We start from the raw sequence: 17,090 nt of genomic DNA on the forward strand, positions 1-17,090 counted from the left end.
TCTAGGAGGGCTGATTGATCAGGCTTTGACCTGCATCTATGATGTGGCATTTACTCACCGGGGACATCCATGAAAACCTTCGCCAGTGTCGCAGCCGCGTTCGCCATCTTCGCCGCCCAGCCTGCTTTTGCGCTGGACCAGTCCGCTTCCGTCAAGGTCAGCAAGCTGATGCAGACGACTTCCAGCTGGAACGGCGCGGCGCTGGCCTATCCCGCCGGGCAGGCCGAAGTCACCGCCTTGCTGATCGAAATCGCGCCCGGCGGCGAAACGGGCTGGCACTTGCACCCGGTGGCATCGTTCGGCTACATCCTGGAAGGGGAGCTCGAGGTGAGCCTGAAAGACGGCTCGGTCAAGCACATGGCGGCGGGCCAGGCGCTGGCCGAAGTGGTCAATACCCTGCATAACGGGCGCAATGTGGGCAAGGGCCCGGTCAAGCTGGTGGTGTTCTATGCCGGCGCTAGCGGTAGCACATTGACAGTCAAGGAATAGTGTCTGAAAGTTATAGTGGGTATATAATGCGCGCTATTTTGCGGCGATAGACCGCAGCCTGTGGGGAGAATAGGGGACTTACAACACATCCACCCACAAGGAAAACCATGTTGAAGTTGTCCAAGATGCACCTGGCCGTGGCGCTCGCCACCGTGCAGATGTCCGCCCTGGCGCAGGAAGCAGCCCAGGCTCCAGCCGGCCAGCTGGAAGTTGTTACCGTTACCGCACAGCGCCGCGCTGAAAATATCCGCGAAGTGCCGGTATCCGTTTCCATGATCAACAACGAGAAGCTGGACATCCTGCTGTCCGCCGGCCAGGACATCCGCGTCCTCGCGGGCAAGACCCCTTCGCTGAACATCGAATCGTCGACCGGCCGTGTCTTCCCGCGCTTCTACATCCGCGGCTACGGCAACACCGACTTCACCGTGTTCGCGTCGCAGCCTGTCTCCCTGATTTACGACGACGTGGTGCAGGAGAACCCTATCCTCAAGGGTTACCCGATGTACGACCTGGCGAACGTGGAAGTGCTGCGCGGCCCGCAAGGCACCCTGTTCGGCCGCAACACCCCGGCCGGCGTGGTCAAGTTCGAATCGGCCAAGCCTAACCTGCGCGGCGTGGAAGGCTTCTACAACGTTTCCTACGCAACCCATAACACCGTGAACGTGGAGGCGGCCGCCAACGTGCCGCTGTCGAAAGAGTGGGCCCTGCGCGCATCGACCCTGCGCCAGCACCGCGACGACTATGTCGACAACACCTACACCGGCCAGAAAGACGCGCTGGAAGGCTACAACGAGCACGCCGAGCGCGTACAGGTGCTGTACCAGCCAAGCGGCACTTTCAACGCCCTGTTCAACGTGCACCAGCGCACCACTACCGGCAGCTCGCGCCTGTTCCGTGCAAACATCATCAAGAAGGGCACCAATGACTTCGTCGACGGCTTCGACCCTGAGAAGATCGCCATCAACGGCCAGGAAGGCCAGCAGCTGAAGACCCGTGGCGCCAATATGCGCCTGAGCTGGGACCTGGGCGCGCACAAGCTGTATTCGATCACCGGTTACGAGACCGTGGCCAAGTACACCTCGCGCGGCGATATCGACGGCGGCAATCCAGGCGATGCGCCAGCCGTGCCGTTCCAGGTTGAAACCGAATCCTTCGTCCCCGGCATCAAGCAGTACTCGCAAGAGTTCCGCGTTGAATCCAAGTACGCGGGCCCGATGAACTGGCAAGCCGGCGTGTACTACTTCGACGAGAAGGCGGAAGCCGGCCAGGACAACTTCAACGTTGCCGGCGACCGCACTTCGCGCGTACAGTCGCAGCAGAAAAACGAAGCCTGGGCGCTGTTCGGCTCCGTGAACTATGCCGTGAACGACGCGTTCACCGTGCGCGGCGGCCTGCGCTACACCAAGGACAAGAAGGACTTCACGACCCTGGAAGCGACCAACGTTGTGCTGGTTGGACCGCAGTCGGTCTCCGAATCGAAGGACAAGGTCAACTGGGACCTGAGCGGCACCTATAAGCTGGACAAGGACGTCAGCGTGTACGCCCGCTACGCCACCGGCTTCCGCGCCCCGTCGATCGCCGCCGCATCGAGCTCGGTGCCGATCACCGTGGCCGACGCAGAAACCGTCACCTCCATCGAAGCCGGCGTGAAAGCCGACCTGTGGAACCGCCGCGCCCGCGCCGCCCTGAGCGTGTACGACTACGACGTGAAGAACCAGCAGCTGACCGTGGTCGGCGGCAATTCCAACGTTACCAAGCTGATTAACGCCGCCAAGACCAAGGGCCGCGGTATCGAAGCCGAAATCGAAGGCTTCGTGACCAACGACTTCAAGGTCGGCGCCAGCGCATCGTACAACTTCACCGAGATCCGCGATCCGTCGCTGTCCATGAACGTCTGCCGCAGCTGCACCGTGACCAGCCCGGTCAATGCCTCTGGCCGCGCCCTGATCGACGGCAACCCGCTGCCGCAGGCACCGAAGTGGATCCTCAACCTGAACGCCCGCTACAACTACCCGCTGGCCGAAGGCAACCTGTTCGTGGTGACCGACTGGTCCTACCGTTCGAAGGTCAACTTCTTCCTGTACGAGTCGACCGAATTCACCGGCAAGGCAATGACCGAAGGCGGCCTGCGCGTGGGCTACAACTGGGACGGCGGCAAGTACGAAGTGGCGGCATTCGCCCGCAACATCACCGACCAGCGCCGCATCACCGGCGGCATCGACTTCAACAACCTGACCGGCTTCGTCAACGAGCCACGCCAGGTGGGCGTACAGTTCAAAGGTTCGTTCTAAACTTTTCAGGGCTGGTACTTGCCAGCCCTGAAAATGGCCGATATAATGCGGCCTCTTTTCCCTGATAGCTCAGTCGGTAGAGCGACGGACTGTTAATCCGCAGGTCCCTGGTTCGAGTCCAGGTCGGGGAGCCAGAATTTAAAAAAAGCCCAGCCTTCCCAGGTTGGGCTTTTTGCATTTCAGGAGTCATTTATGGAAAACAACGATCAGCGCTATCTGGTCCAGCAGAACAAAATCAGCGAACCAAGCAAGCCGCCAGTCTTCGCCAGGGTCATGCGCAGTAAAGAGGGCTTGTTCGAAGGCGTCTCCTTTATCAAGAACAAGGATAAGGCGACGGTGATGACGGTCGCAGAGGCGCAGGAAGCAATGGCATGGGCAGCGAAGAAGAAGTCGGCTGCGCACGAGTACGCGACCAAGATCATCTGCGTCGGGCAATAGGATTGCGCATCTTGCCCCGGCAGTTGGATTTTTTGCTTTTCAGGCCGACCCATGTGTGATAACGTTAACCGTTCTTGCAATACTTGGCTTGCCGACCATGAAAAACCCGCTTCACATGCTCCTGCTCGTCGCTTGTGCCCCACTTGCGTGGGCCGATGACGCCAGCCCGACCTGGCAGGACTTTCAGCGCGGAGATGCCGCGCAGCGGCCCTTTATCGATTTTTCGTGGGCCGGGGTCCATTACGGTGAGCAGGGAATAGCGGCGGTAAGAACGACGATCTTCAAGGTGGCCGACTATGGTGCGGTTCCCGGTGACGCGGTAGATGATACCGATGCGATCCAGCGTGCCATCGATGCTGCCGGCGCGGCCGGTGGCGGCATCGTGCAGTTCGATCCTGGCACCTATTTGCTCAATAGCGGGCAGACGCCCAAACGCCTGATCGTCTCCGCAAGCAATGTAGTGCTGCGCGGCGCCAGGCAGGGGCAGACGCATTTCAAGATGGTGAATGCCCTGGCACCGGCCGATCCGAACCAGTTGTGGGCCGCACCGGCCCTGGTGACTTTTACGCCGGGTAAAGCTCAGGCGGGTCCGGCGTGGAGCGTGGCCGCATCGGCGCGTGTGGGCGATACTCGCCTCGTGCTGTCGTCCCCCGCCGGTCTGCAACCGGGCGATGTCGTGCGTATCGAAATGCAGAGCACAGCCGCGAACGCCGGCTATCTCGAAGGCAGGTCCACGCGCCGGATCTGGAGCAAGGTTAACACCCAAGGCGTCAAAGTGCTGGAAACGCACGAAGTCGCAAGCGTCGACGGCGCAGTCCTGCTGCTCAAGGCGCCTTTGACGACGGCCATCGGTCGCCGCCTTCCGTGGACTGTGCGCAAGGCGGCGGTGCTGCGCAATGTCGGCTTCGAAGGCATCCGGCTCGAGGGCAGCTTTCATGAGCCTTTCGTCCATCATAAGAATGCGTATCACGACTCAGGTTTCTGCGGCGTCGAGCTGGATCAGACGGTTCACTCCTGGGTGCTCCGCAACCAGTTCGAGAACGTGACGCAGCCGGCGGTAATCCATGCCGGAGCGGCCAACACGATCATGCTGAACACAATCGCCGGCAATCGCGGCCATCTCAGTTTTGCCGCTACCTTTTCCACCTACAGCCTGATTGGACTGAACATCGACACCACGGAGGAGGGCCAATGGCACGGCGTCGGCGCCTCGCACCAGTCTACTGGTTCGGTATTCTGGCGCGACGTGGCGCCTGGCTCACGCGGCATCGATTCTCATGCCAACTTCGTGCGCAACACCCTGTTTGATGCGATTGAGAGCCGCGGCATGTGGGGGCAGGGCGGCAACTATGCCGATTTGCCGAACCATCTGGGGGGCTTGGTGATCTGGAACTTCCACCAGACCGGCAAGCTTGCTGCCGGCGTGAGCCGTACCCTGGATTTTTGGGATCTGCCTGATTCGGACGCGAAGCAGTACGGCCCCTACACTGCCGTTAATCCGGTACTGGTCGGATATGTCGGGCCGTACTCCGGAGCGAACATGGCGAATATTGGGCGGGTCGAAAGCATGGGCCGCCACGTTGCGCCTGAATCGCTCTATGAAGCGCTGCTTGAACGGCGGCTTGGAGGGCTTCCCGCCTGGCTGGCGTCCGCGAAGCAGGAATGGGCTGTTCTGCTAAAGGCCCGGCTGGGCCGGAATGATCCGGCGCTTGCGGGAAAGTGAGCCAAACCATACCCGGCGGCGTGGCTTGCGAAGCCGCGTCAGCTCCGTACGTTCACTTGCAGCGTTTGTTCCGCCGTCTTGATGGCAAACAGGCGGTCGATGTTGGGATGCTTGCCAGGGTTGGCGATGGCGTCCTGCGTGTGTTCCGCGTAGATTTCCAGGCCAAGTTGCGCAGCTTCCGGGGTGATTGCGCCAAAGGTTTGGGCGAGCCAATGATAGACGCGCACCGAGCCCGCCTGGCCTGGCTTGTTTTCGAGCTTGCCGGCTTGGGCGCCCGACTTGTCCTTCAGTTCGATTGCTGCAACGGTATCGACGGCGGGAAGCCGGGACAGGTTATCTGAAAATTTTTCCGTAAAATTTGGCATTTGCATACATACCTCGTTAAAGGTATCTATTATGCTTGCACTTGGGCGTTCCCCCAAACTTTACGGAATGACATCATGCGCGGCGTGCTTTGCGGAGTCCTGCTTGGATTGGCTGCTGCCAGCGCCTGGGCGCAGGGCGGAACGGTGGTGTATGGCCGCATCAATCTTGTGCTGGCCGGGCATGCAGGATACGCGCCGGGGTACGGACACAGCGTCAGCGAAAACAGCTTGTCGAGCAGGCTCGGGATCAAGGGCCGAGAAGCGCTGACGGGCGATTTGGCTGCCACCTACGTGATCGAAACCGGCATCGGCGCCGACACGGGCGGCGGCAGCCTGGGTAACCGCGAGACCAGCGTTGGACTGGCCGGTGGCTGGGGGCAGTTGAGGGTCGGTTACATGCTGGCGCCATTCGACGACTTCCATGGCATTGCCGGCCCGGGTTACTTCAACAATCTTTCCAACGACAATATCAACGGCTTCTGGGCAAACGGCTACAGCAACCTGCTGGGCGCGGGGAGCAAGCCTTGCGACGGCACGGTGCCGGGCACGGACGACAACAACAACTTCTCATTTGACGGACGGCTGGCCAATTCGCTGCGTTACGATTCGCCGTCGCTCAAAGGCTGGCAGGTCTCCACCCATATGGCGCTGGGCGAATCGGGCTGCAGTGCGCGGGTCTGGTCGAGCAAACTGCAGTACACGGCGAAGGGCTGGAACGGGGGTCTCGCCTACCAGGCACACCGCAACCTGCGCGGGGCGGGGCTGGACGACCATGCCCTGCTGCTGACGGTGTCCTACCGCTTCAACCCGCATTATTACGTTGCCGGCTATGTGCAGCACCTGCGATACGCGAACCCGGGCCGGGTCAGCCTGCGGCAGGAGGCGGCGGGGATCCTGGGCCGCTACCTGGCCGGCCCGCACATCGTGGAGCTGGCGCTGTATCGCGCCGGCGCCGGGCGCGGCATGCAGACCCCGGCTTTCTCGGGGATCTTCGTTGGAGAAGGTGCGCGTGCCTACCTGGCCTCGATGGCTTACCACTACGGGCTGTCGGCCCGTACCGACCTTTGGGCGCAGGTCGAACAACTGCATAACGGGGCGCAGTCCGGCTATGACTTTGGCAATACCGGAAAGGCCGGGGCGGCTGGAACGATGGGTCGGCATCCGGCTGCATTCCTGATAGGATTGCGGCATGATTTTTAGTTTGCTAGTTACGATCATGCTGGCCGTCGGGCCGGTCGCCGCCAGCGCGGCAACCGCGCCGCAGCAGATCATTTATCCGCGCCCTGAATCCGAGCATGACAGCCGCTACCTGTATGACTGGGAAGTGCTGCGCATGGCGCTGGAAAAGACGCGTGCCAGTTTCGGACCTTACGAACTGCACCAGGCCGCCCAGTACATGTCGCCGGCGCGGGTGACGGCGGAAGCGGCGGGGCCCGGTCCCATCAATCTGTTCGTGCGCGCCACCTCGGTGCAGCTGGAACAGCAATTCCGGCCAGTGCGCATTCCGGTGGATCGCGGTTTGATCGGTTACCGCCTGCTCCTGGTGCGCAATGAAGACCTGCCGCGGTTCGCGGGCGTCGACACGCTGGACCAGCTGCGGCGTTTCCGCATTGGGCAAGGCAAGGGCTGGGTCGACGTCGGCATCCTGCAGGCTGCTGGATTCAAAGTCGTGGAGGGCAATAACTACGACGGCCTGTTTTCGATGTTGACCGTAAAGCGCTTCGATGCGCTGTCGCGTTCTGTGGATGAAGCCTTGCGCGAATACGATGAGCGGCACGAGCAGGTTGGCTTCGAAGTGGAACCGAGCCTCGCTCTGTACTACCCGCTGGCGCGCTATTTCTTCACGCGCCGTGACGCGGAGGGCGAAGTGCTGGCGCGCCGCCTGGAGGCCGGGCTGGAAGCCATGGTGCAGGATGGCTCGCTGCAGGCCCTGTTCATGACGTATAAAGGACCGCTGATCAAGCGTTCCGGCCTGGCCCAGCGCCGCCTGTTCCGCATCCCCAATCCCAGCCTGCCGCCGGAGACGCCGCTGGCGCGCAGCGAGTTGTGGTATCGGCCGCAGGAGTCGGCCGGCAAGCACTAGTTCAGTTACACTGTTGGGGAAGGAGGAGGCGCCATGAAAGCTTGGATAATGGCCGTTCTAGCTGCCGCCAGCCTGGCAGGTTGCAGCACCCCGCAACAACACCAGCAGCAACCCTTCATCTGCCGTACGGTGGAATCGGGCCTCGGCCAGCCGCTCGCCGATAGCGACCGGGGCATCGGCCACCCGGTGCGAGACGATGCCGGCAAGGTGGCCGGCTACAGCAGCCAGTGCGCGATCAAGCCTCATTTCCAGCGCTTCTACTTCGACGGCGCGGGCTTCAAGCCTTTCGACAAAGCGCCGCCGTCCGGTATGGAATCGACCACGGTACGGGTGGAAGCGGGCACCATCAACCGCTTCATCTACACCATCGCCATGCCGGAGCAGGCGCCATGGAACCATAAGGTGATTTACTGGATGCGTGGCGGCGTCGGCATCGGCCACCAGCAAGGCCAGGCCATGTGGTTCAACGATGCGCTGAACGGGTCGGAAAAGAAGCTCATGCCCAAATTGCTGGCAGAGGGTTATGCGATCGTCAACTCCTCCGGCAATGAGAGCGGGGTTCACTACAATATGCGGCTGGCCGAGGAAACTGCGGCGCAGACCAAGGCTTACGTCGCCGAGCATTACGGCAAGCCGGTTTATACGATAGGTATTGGCGGCTCCGGCGGTGCGGTGCAGCAGTATATGTTTGCCCAGAACCGTCCCGGCCTGTTCGACGCAGGCATCCCGATCCAGTCCTATCCGGATATGGTGACGCAGGCGATTCCGATTTCCGATTGCCCCTTGCTGGGACAATACTTCCTTGAAGAAGTGGCGCGCGATCCGGCTTCGCCTTGGGCTACCTGGAGCCGGCAGGCACTGGTGGAGGGCATGAACGCCAGCGACACCGCGAAAAACCCCTTCACCGGCAGGCCCGGTTCGACGGAGTGTATCAGTGGCTGGCGCTTTGCCATGCCGACGGCGCTGAACCCTTATTACCGCAGTCCCGCTTTCGACAAGGCGATCGCATTCTATGGCTATGCGCCGGAAGCCTTTGCAAAGGTGAAGTGGACGCACTGGAACGACCTGGAAGAGTATTACGGCACCGATGCGGATGGATTCGCACCGATCCCCATTGACAATGTCGGCGTGCAGTATGGGTTGCAGGCGCTGGTGGCAGGGAAAATCGGCGCCGACGAATTCCTGCGCTTGAACTCCTGCGCCGGCAGCTGGAAGGAGCAGCGCGATTTCGTGCAGTACAAGCCGGAAAGCGACCCGTTCGACGCAGCCAATATGCACCGCAGCGCCACTTGCCGCGACCCGGCCGGCACGCCGGCGCAGCGGCGCGAGGGCGAGCAGCGCGCCATCCGTGCGGCCTGGGATTCCGGCCACGTCTTCACCGGCAAGGTGCTCGGCATCCCCATGATCGACTTGCGTCCCTACCGCGAGGCGGACCTGGACATGCACAATGCGCGGCAATCGTTCTCGGTGCGTGCGCGCCTGCTGGCGGCCAATCCGGGCGAGGCAAAGCGGCAGGTGATCTGGTTTGCCAAGCCGGACACCGATTTGCCGGGGCAGGTGATGAAAGCGCTCGCGGTGCTGGACCAATACCTTTCCACCGGCAGTGCGCCGGCAGAATTTGTCGACCGCTGTGTGGATAGTGCCGGAGACGTGATCGGCGCCGGGCAGGGAGTGTGGAGCGGCGTGCTCGACGGCGGCAAGCCAGGTGCCTGCACCCAGGCTTTCCCGATCCACAGCAGCCCGCGCATGGTAGCGGGTGAATCGATCCGGGGCGATACGTTCAAATGCAGGTTGAAACCCCTGGCGACGGCCTTCGCCGACGGTACCTACGGGCCTGATGTGCACTTCAGTGATGCACAAAAAACATGGCTCGCTCAAATCTTCCCCCAAGGCGTGTGCGATTACAATAACGCATTATGAAAATCCCACCACTGAAATACCTTGTACCCAGCACTCTGGCCGGGCTGCTGCTTGCCTACACTGGCATCGGCTTTTTCGCCGTGCCGGCGATCGTCAAATCGCAGGCAGCCAAACAGGCATCGGAAATACTGCATCGCCAGCTGACGATTGAGGACGTCTCTTTCAACCCGTTCACGCTGGCAGCGTCGGTGCAGGGCCTGAAAATGATGGAGACGGACGGCGCGACCGTCTTTGCCAGCTTTGACCGGCTGGGCGTCGACCTGTCCTGGCAGTCCGTCTCGCACCTGGCGCCGGTAGTGCAGGAAGTGCGCCTGACCAAGCCGTATGTGCACCTGGCGCGCCATGCGGACAACCGCTACAACATTGACGATATCCTGCAGCTGATCGCAAGCCAGCCGCCGTCGCCGGAACCTGCGCGCTTCTCGGTCAACAACATCCAGCTGGAGCAGGGCAGCTTGTCCTTCGAGGACAAGCCGGCCGGCGTGACGCACAAGGTGCAGGACCTGAAACTGGGCCTGCCGTTTGTCTCCTCGCTGCCGGCGGACGTGACGATTTTCGTGGAGCCGCTGTTCAGCGCCAATATCAATGGGGCTCCGCTCTCGCTGAAAGGCAAGGCGCGTCCGTTCGCTGAACCAAAGGATTATGCGCTGGACCTGGAGCTGGACAAGGTCGACATGACCACCTACCTGGGCTACCTGCCGTTCAAGCCAGGCTTCAAGCTGCCGTCGGCGCACCTGGATACCAAACTCAAACTGACCGTGGTGCAGCCGAAAGACAAACCGGCAACCATGGTCCTGGGCGGTGAAGCCAGCCTGACGGGCGTTCAATTGCAGCAGCTGGACGGCACCCAGGTCGCCAGGCTCGATGCACTGAAGGTCAAGCTGGGCAAGCTCGATTTGCTGGCGCAGCGCTTCGAAATCGCACAAGTCGGCATCGATGGCCTGGACATGGACATCAAGCGCAGCAAGGACGGCAAGCTGAATCTGGCGCAGCTGGCGCCTGCAGCCGCGCCCGAGGCGGCGCCTGCGGCTCCAACGGCTTCGGCAGCCAAGGCCGCCGCCACCGGCCCGACCGTTCTGGTGAAGGAACTGACCGTCAACGGTGCAGGCCTGCGCTATGCCGACGACACCCCGCAAGGCAACCTGCGTGCCGAACTGGCCAAATTCGGCCTGTCGGTGCAGGACATTGCCTTTGATGGCGCCAAGCACACGCTGGATATCGCCTCGCTTGTTTCCAGCAGCGCGGACATCGACGTCCACCAGGGCAAGCAAGCCGCCGCACCTGCTGCGGCGAAAGCGCCTGCCAAGCCCTCCGGCGACGAAGCAATGCAAATCAAGATCGGCAAACTCGATATCAGCGACTGGTCGGCGAAATTGCGCGAGGACCTCCACAACGAGCCGACAGTTTTCAAACTCTCGCCGCTGGCATTGACCGTGGAGGGCTATTCCAACGCCCCAGGTGCAAGCGCCGAAGTAGCGCTGAAGACTGCCATCAACAAGGGCGAGCTGGAGGTAAAGGGCCAGTTGGCGCCTTCGCCGCTGAAAGCCGACTTGGCGCTGGACCTGAAGAACTTCGACCTGCTGCCGCTGCAGCCCTATGTCACCGACTACGTGAACCTGCGCCTGCTGCAGGCCGCTGTGACCAGCAAGGCGCGCCTGCACCTCGATACCGGCAAGGATGGCGCGGTGGCCGGCGGCTTCAAGGGCGATGTCAGCGTGAACCGCCTGTCGACCGTCGACAAGACCAGTTCCAATGATTTCCTGAGCTGGAAATCGCTGGCCTTCAGCGGCATGGACGTGAATTTCAAGCCGTTTACACTGGACATCGACCGCGTCGCGCTGGACGACTTCTTTGCGCGCGTCATCATCGACCCGAATGGCCGCTTGAATGTACAGGACGTTATGCGTAAGGAAGGCGAGGAGGGCAAGAGCCTGACCGAAGCCGGCGCGCGTGCCCAGGCCGTCAAGGATGCCAAGGCCAGGACGAAGGAGGTGGCGCAGGCTGCGCCTTCGGCCAATGCACCCGCCGCTGCCGGTACTGCCGCAACGGCCAAGCCGGCGAAGCCTGCGGAGCCGCTGCCGCCGATCCGCATCGGCAAGGTGCTGCTCTCGGGTGGGCGTGTGCGCTTCACCGACAACTTCATCAAGCCTAACTACACTGCCAACCTGAAGGAGCTGGGAGGTACGGTCAGTGGCCTGTCCTCCGACCCGTCGCACAACGCCAAGGTGGATTTGCGCGGCAATGTCAGCGGTGCACCGCTGCTGATTGCCGGCCAGGTGCATCCGTTGAAGCAGGAGCTGTCGCTCGACCTGCGCGCCGAAGTGCGCGGCATGGAACTGTCGCAGCTCTCGGCCTACGCCGACAAGTACGTTGGCTACGGCATCGAGAAGGGCAAGATGACTTTCGAAGTGGCCTACCAGCTGGATAACCGCCAGCTCAAGGCCGAAAATCGCCTGATACTGGACCAGCTCACCTTCGGCAAGGAAAGCACCAATCCTGAGGCGACCAAGCTGCCGGTAAACTTGGCCGTGGCCCTGCTAAGCGACCGCAATGGCGTGATCGACATCAACGTCCCGATTGGCGGCTCGCTGGACGACCCGCAATTCTCGCTGGGCGGCATCATCCTCAAGGTGATCGGCAATGCGATCATGAAGACTGTTACCTCGCCGTTTGCGCTGATCGGTTCGATGTTCGGCGGCGGCGAAGAGCTGTCGATGCTGGAATTCGATCCGGGCCGCGCCGCGCTGCTGCCGGCGTCGGAAGGGAAACTGAAATCGCTGGCCAAGGCGCTGACCGAACGTCCGGGCCTGAAGCTGGACATTACCGGCCGCTTCGACGAGACGGCGGAACTGGATGCACTCAAGCGTGCGGCGCTCGATCGCAAACTGCGCCAGATCAAGACGCGTGATGTGCAGGCGCGCGGCGGTGCGCTGCCCGAGGGCGGTGTAACGGTCTCCAAAGAAGAATATGCCGGCTTGCTGGCACGCGCTTACAAGGACGAGACTTTCAACAAGCCGCGCAATGCCCTTGGCTTCACCAAGTCCCTGCCGACAGAGGAAATGGAAAAGCTGATGCTGGCGAATATCAAGTTCGAACAGGACGACTTCATCTCCCTCGGCAATCGCCGCGCGCAGGCTGCCAAAGACTGGCTGACGGGGCAAGGTCAGGTACCGCCTGAGCGCGTGTTCCTGATCGCGCCGAAGCCGGGTGCCGCGGGCCGCGTCGATTTCGCACTGCACTAGGAGCTGTACATGCCAATGCTGGAACTGGGTACGGCGCAACTGAATTATGCGCTGATCGAAGGCGATTCAAGCAAGCCGCTGCTGGTGTTCCTGCATGAGGGGCTGGGGTGCATCGCCATGTGGAGGGAGTTCCCCCAGCAGCTGTGCGCGTCAACCGGCTGCGCAGGGCTGGTGTATGAGCGCCAGGGCTACGGCATGTCGTCGCCGCAGCCGTCGCCGCGCAACATCCATTACCTGCACCAGTCGGCATTGGTGGAGCTGCCAGCCGTGATGGAGCGTCTGGCCCCTGGCCGCGAGCATGTCGTGGTGGGGCATTCGGATGGGGGCAGCATTGCGCTGATCTATGCTGCGGCGCGGCCGCCGGGTTTGCGCGGCGTCATCAGCGCCGCCGCCCACGTCTTCGTGGAAGAGATTACGATCGATGGCATCCACACCATCCTAGCTACGCAGCGCCGCAGCATCATGCGGGCGATGGCGCGCTATCACGGCGACAAGGCCGAAACCGTGTTTTCGTCCTGGGCCGATACCTGGCTGGCGCCATGGTTCCGCCATTGGAATATTGAATATCTCCTGCCGGCGATCGACTGTCCGCTGCTGGCAATGCAAGGCAGCGGCGACCATTACGGCTCAGGCGCCCAGCTCGATGCCATCGAGCGCGGCACGCCCGGCGCACGCCAGTTGCTGCTGCCGGAATGCGGCCATAGCCCGCACCTGGAGCAGCCGGGGGCCGCGCTGCAAGCCATGGCGGCCTTCATCAGTCCCCTGGCGGCGTAGGCGCTGGCTTTTGCCCATTTGCGTGCTTGAGCATTGCCGTGAGCAGGGTGACGTCTTCATCGCTTTCCGCCGGCTGCTCCCCGCGCTGCGTGCGCACCGGGAGCGCCGGTCTTTGCGCCCGTGGATGGGCAACGCGCAGCTCGGGCTTCGCTGCCGTGGCAACTGCGGGCGGCAGGGATACTGCCGGCGCGGCGTGCGCTGGCTCGTTGACAATGGTTGCTGCCTGCGGCGGTGAAGGATAGGCGGGCGTCAGGCGTTCCGGCGTCATTGCGGCCGGGGCGGCATGCGACGCCACTACCTCCGGCAATGATGGCGGCGGCGTTCCCACATCCTGCAGCCCCACCCAGGCGGCAGCGATAACGGCCAATAGCGCTGCAACAGCAGCCAGGCGCGCCCGCTGTCCGCTAGTCCAGGTTTTCGAACGCCGCGCCACAGCCGGCGCATGCCCGCCATTGGCCAGCCGTGCCAGGATCCTGTGGCTGTTGTCCCGCTGCGCATGACCTGCAAACAAGTCGGGCTGCATAAGTCCTCCCAAAGCTTGATTTCGCTCGAACCGTCCGGCTGCAGGCCGGCATAGGATGCAAGTGTCGCGCAGCCCATGCGCATTGGTATTGATGGAACGCACCATGTTGTTACTTATCGTGCCAAGCATCTTCATCGCAGCCGTTGCCTGCGGGTGGCTGTTGCTGTTTCCTCCCAGGCGGGCGCCAAGTCCGCGCCAGCGCCGCCTGTTCCTGCTTGGCGCTGGAACGGTGCTCTTGTCAGCCACGCCGCCGCTGCTGGTGCGCTTGCTGCGGCCGCGCCAGGTGCTGCCTGCGTTCGACGACAGCGTTCGTCCTGCGGATCCGCAGATCGCGGCCTTATTGCAGGGCGAGCAGCTGGTTCCGCCGCCTCCCTTGCCGCCACTGGCATTTTTCGCAGCCGAGGTGGAGCTGCAGCGTCCCATGCTGTGGCAAGCCGACCGCGATTGGCAAAGGCTGGACAAGGACTTCGCCCAGCGCCTGCTGGCCGTGTTCAATGTGATGCGTGAACGCCACGGCTATGAAATGGCGCTGCTGGAGGGATACCGCAGCCCCGAACGGCAGGAGCGCCTGGCGGCAGCTGGCAGCCATGTCAGCAACGCACGCGCTTTCCAAAGCTTCCACCAGTATGGGCTGGCTGCTGACTGCGCCTTTGTGCGCGAGGGCCGGCTGGTGATCAGCGAGCGCGATTCCTGGGCCATGCGCGGCTACCAGCTATACGGGGAAGCGGCGGAAGCTGCCGGCATGGTGTGGGGCGGCCGCTGGGCCATGATGGATCTTGGGCACACCGAATTGCGCACGCGCGAAGCCAGGGCTTGAGGCGGCTCAAGGACCGCCGCAGCGCTTGGTGGCAACATCGGCCAACCTGCCTCACTCATTCAGTCCATCATGTGGCAACGAATCTGGTACCTGCTGACCGATTGGCGCGTCATGAATGCGCTGGCCTTCGTCCTGCTGGCAGGACTGCTATTCCTGGGCGCGGAATTCCTGCAGCTGGCGCTGGTATGGGCTTTGCTCGCCCTCGCTGCAATCGCGCTGCTGGCGCTCGCGGCCTGGGGGACGCGGCGCTACCTGGCGTACCGGCGGGAACGCGAGCCGGCGGCGCCTGCCGAAACGCGCGCCCAGGCCGACCTGGATGCCGTGCGCAGCGCGCTGCTGGAGGCAGTCGGCACCATCCGCAACTCGCGCATCGGCCGGACCACAGGCGCGCGTGCACTGTATGAGCTGCCCTGGTATATGGTGATCGGCAACCCGGCAGCGGGCAAGAGCAGCGCCATCACCCAGTCCGGCCTGCGATTCCCGTTTGCCGACGCGCGGGCAATCCAGGGAGTGGGCGGTACCCGTCAATGTGACTGGTTCTTCACCGCGGAAGGCATCCTGCTCGATACCGCCGGCCGCTACGCGGTGCAGGCGGTGGACCGCGACGAGTGGCATGGATTTCTCGGCCTGCTGAAGAAACACCGGCCGCGCGCGCCGGTCAACGGCATCATCATCGCGGTCAGTATCGCCGAATTGCGCGGCGACGATCCGGAAGCCTTGCTGCAGCTGGCGCGCAGCCTGCGCCAGCGCGTGCAGGACCTGATTGAACGGCTGGAGATATTCGCGCCGGTGTACGTCATGTTCACCAAGGCCGACCTGGTCGCAGGCTTCGCCGACTTCTTCGGCGATGCGGAGGCGGCGGAACGTGAGCGGCCCTGGGGCGCCACCATGCCCTTCAGGCAGAAAGCCGGCTGCCGCGACATGCTGGCCTTCTTCGAACAGAGTTTCGACGAGTTGTGCGATGGCCTGCGTGAAATGGCCGTCGCCACCATGACGCAGCGGCGGCGCGAGCAGGTTCCGGCGGGCGTGCACACCTTTCCGCTTGAATTCGCGGCAATACGGGCACCACTGAAGGCATTCCTGGCCACGCTGTTCGAGGACAATCCTTTCCAGTTCCGCCCCGTATTCCGGGGCTATTACTTCACCAGCGCGCTGCAGGAAGGGCAGCCGCTGTGCGCGCAATCGCAGCGGGTGGCGCAGCGGTTCGGACTGGCGCACCCGCCGGAATCTGCGGCGTGCCCGCGGGTGCAGGGAGGATATTTCCTGCCGCGGCTTTTCCGTGAAGTGATCTTCGCCGACAAGGACCTGGTTTCGCAGTTCGCGACCCGCAGGCAGCGCTTTCTGCGCACCGGCGCCTTTGCCGGCGCAATCGTGCTGCTCGGCGCTGCGCTGGGCGCCTGGACCTGGTCCTATTCGGGCAATGCCCAACTGGTCGCCAATGCCGCGGCGGACCTGGATAAGGCCGTCAAGCTGCAGGCCCAGCGTCCGTACCTGCAATCGCGCCTGGAGGCGCTGCAAGTGCTGCAGGACCGGATCGCGCAGCTGGACAAGCTGGAAAGCGACTCACCCTGGCTGCTGGGGATGGGCCTGTACCAGGGCCAATCCCTGCAGCGAAAACTGCGCGTCGAGTACTTCAAAGGCATGATGGAGATCCTGCTCAAACCCGTAGCGGCCAGCCTGGAAAGCCAGTTGCATGCGCTGGGCCGGCATGAGGCAGGCAACGTTGAAGACTCCTACAACGCCCTGAAGGCTTACCTGATGCTGGCCGACAAAGCCCACGCCGAAGCCGGCCACTTGGGCGACCAGCTCACGCGCCACTGGCGCGGCTGGCTGGAGACCAACCGCGGCGCCATGCCGCGCGAACAGCTGCTGCGTAGTGCAGAAGGCCTGCTGGCGTTCTACCTGGCGCAAATGAACGATCCGGCGTGGCCGCGTATCGAGACCCGGCGGGCCTTGGTCGATGCGGCGCGCGAGCAGTTGCGGCAAGTGGTGCGCGGCATGACGGCGCGCGAGCGTGTCTACGCCGAGATCAAGTCCCGCGCCAATACGCGTTACCCGGCGGTGACCGTGGCGCGCATCGTCGGCGAGCAGGACCGCGAACTGGTGCAAGGCAGCCGGGCGGTCGCCGGCGCCTTCACGCGCGAGGCTTGGGAGGGTTATGTACGCACCGCGATCCGTGAGGCCGCCAACAGCGCACTGCAATCGAGCGACTGGGTGCTGAAGACGGCGGAGCGCACCGACCTGACGCTGGAAGGCAGCCCGGAGCAGGTGCAGAAAGCGCTGACGGATAGCTACCTGGCCGACAAGGCTGCGAAATGGGGCGAGCTGCCGCTGCATGAATGGCTGCGGACGGTGGTCAAGGACCCTGCGCAGATCGCCCAGCTGGACGAGCTGCTGGGAGCGGCCCCACCGGGCTAGTGTATGA

13 protein-coding genes and 1 tRNA gene are annotated in these 17,090 nt (G+C 63.0%); 12 read left to right on the plus strand and 2 right to left on the minus strand.

Features of this window, described 5'->3' with window-relative positions:
- Positions 1–69 precede the first annotated feature (69 nt).
- The 5 genes from GM658_RS21235 to GM658_RS21255 all read left to right on the plus strand — a co-directional run bounded on the left by GM658_RS21235 (position 70) and on the right by GM658_RS21255 (position 4,941).
- Positions 70–489, plus strand: coding sequence for a cupin domain-containing protein (locus GM658_RS21235; RefSeq protein ID WP_155456061.1), 420 nt, complete (start codon positions 70–72; stop codon positions 487–489).
- A gap of 107 nt (positions 490–596) precedes the next feature.
- Positions 597–2,780, plus strand: coding sequence for a TonB-dependent receptor (locus GM658_RS21240; RefSeq protein WP_155456062.1), 2,184 nt, complete (start codon positions 597–599; stop codon positions 2,778–2,780).
- Between the two features lie 58 nt (positions 2,781–2,838).
- Positions 2,839–2,914 (plus strand) — tRNA-Asn (locus tag GM658_RS21245).
- A gap of 58 nt (positions 2,915–2,972) precedes the next feature.
- The gene (locus GM658_RS21250) at positions 2,973–3,218 is read left to right on the plus strand and encodes a hypothetical protein (RefSeq protein ID WP_155456063.1); all 246 of its coding nucleotides are present in this window, start codon (positions 2,973–2,975) and stop codon (positions 3,216–3,218) included.
- Between the two features lie 97 nt (positions 3,219–3,315).
- Positions 3,316–4,941, plus strand: coding sequence for a DUF4955 domain-containing protein (locus GM658_RS21255; RefSeq protein WP_155456064.1), 1,626 nt, complete (start codon positions 3,316–3,318; stop codon positions 4,939–4,941).
- A gap of 38 nt (positions 4,942–4,979) precedes the next feature.
- Here the strand turns inward: GM658_RS21255 and GM658_RS21260 are convergent, their stop codons facing one another.
- Complete coding sequence (locus GM658_RS21260; protein WP_371865206.1) at positions 4,980–5,312, minus strand: DUF2322 family protein; 333 nt, start codon at positions 5,310–5,312, stop codon at positions 4,980–4,982.
- A gap of 69 nt (positions 5,313–5,381) precedes the next feature.
- Here GM658_RS21260 and GM658_RS21265 point away from each other — a divergent pair, with 69 nt between their 5' ends.
- Genes GM658_RS21265 through GM658_RS21285 form a run of 5 tightly spaced genes read left to right on the plus strand, consistent with a single transcriptional unit; the run spans position 5,382 to position 13,325 of the window.
- Entirely contained in the window at positions 5,382–6,506 is a 1,125-nt protein-coding gene (locus GM658_RS21265; protein ID WP_155456065.1) for a porin, read from the plus strand.
- Positions 6,496–7,389, plus strand: a complete 894-nt coding sequence (locus tag GM658_RS21270) for a transporter substrate-binding domain-containing protein (RefSeq protein WP_229417003.1) — start codon at positions 6,496–6,498, stop codon at positions 7,387–7,389. Before GM658_RS21265 ends, GM658_RS21270 begins: the two co-directional genes overlap by 11 nt.
- A gap of 33 nt (positions 7,390–7,422) precedes the next feature.
- On the plus strand, positions 7,423–9,309 hold the full coding sequence (locus tag GM658_RS21275) for a DUF6351 family protein (RefSeq protein WP_155456066.1): 1,887 nt from the start codon (positions 7,423–7,425) through the stop codon (positions 9,307–9,309).
- Positions 9,306–12,551 carry a DUF748 domain-containing protein gene (locus GM658_RS21280; RefSeq protein WP_155456067.1) on the plus strand — a complete coding sequence of 1,082 codons (3,246 nt, stop codon included), beginning with the start codon at positions 9,306–9,308 and terminating at the stop codon, positions 12,549–12,551. The genes GM658_RS21275 and GM658_RS21280 overlap by 4 nt, the downstream gene beginning before the upstream one ends.
- Positions 12,552–12,560: 9 nt before the next feature.
- Positions 12,561–13,325, plus strand: a complete 765-nt coding sequence (locus GM658_RS21285; RefSeq protein ID WP_155456068.1) for an alpha/beta fold hydrolase — start codon at positions 12,561–12,563, stop codon at positions 13,323–13,325.
- Here GM658_RS21285 and GM658_RS21290 read toward each other — a convergent pair.
- Positions 13,306–13,848, minus strand: a complete 543-nt coding sequence (locus GM658_RS21290) for a hypothetical protein (protein ID WP_155456069.1) — start codon at positions 13,846–13,848, stop codon at positions 13,306–13,308. The genes GM658_RS21285 and GM658_RS21290 overlap by 20 nt on opposite strands.
- Before the next feature lie 103 nt (positions 13,849–13,951).
- Between GM658_RS21290 and GM658_RS21295 the strand changes: the two genes are divergently transcribed.
- Both GM658_RS21295 and tssM read left to right on the plus strand, forming a co-directional pair.
- Positions 13,952–14,665, plus strand: a complete 714-nt coding sequence (locus GM658_RS21295) for a M15 family metallopeptidase (RefSeq protein WP_155456070.1) — start codon at positions 13,952–13,954, stop codon at positions 14,663–14,665.
- Positions 14,666–14,734: 69 nt separating this feature from the next.
- On the plus strand, positions 14,735–17,083 hold the full coding sequence (tssM, locus tag GM658_RS21300) for a type VI secretion system membrane subunit TssM (RefSeq protein ID WP_155456071.1): 2,349 nt from the start codon (positions 14,735–14,737) through the stop codon (positions 17,081–17,083).
- Positions 17,084–17,090: the final 7 nt, after the last annotated feature.

It is taken from the genome of Massilia eburnea (assembly GCF_009720745.1).
GTDB classification, from domain to species: domain Bacteria; phylum Pseudomonadota; class Gammaproteobacteria; order Burkholderiales; family Burkholderiaceae_D; genus Rugamonas; species Rugamonas eburnea.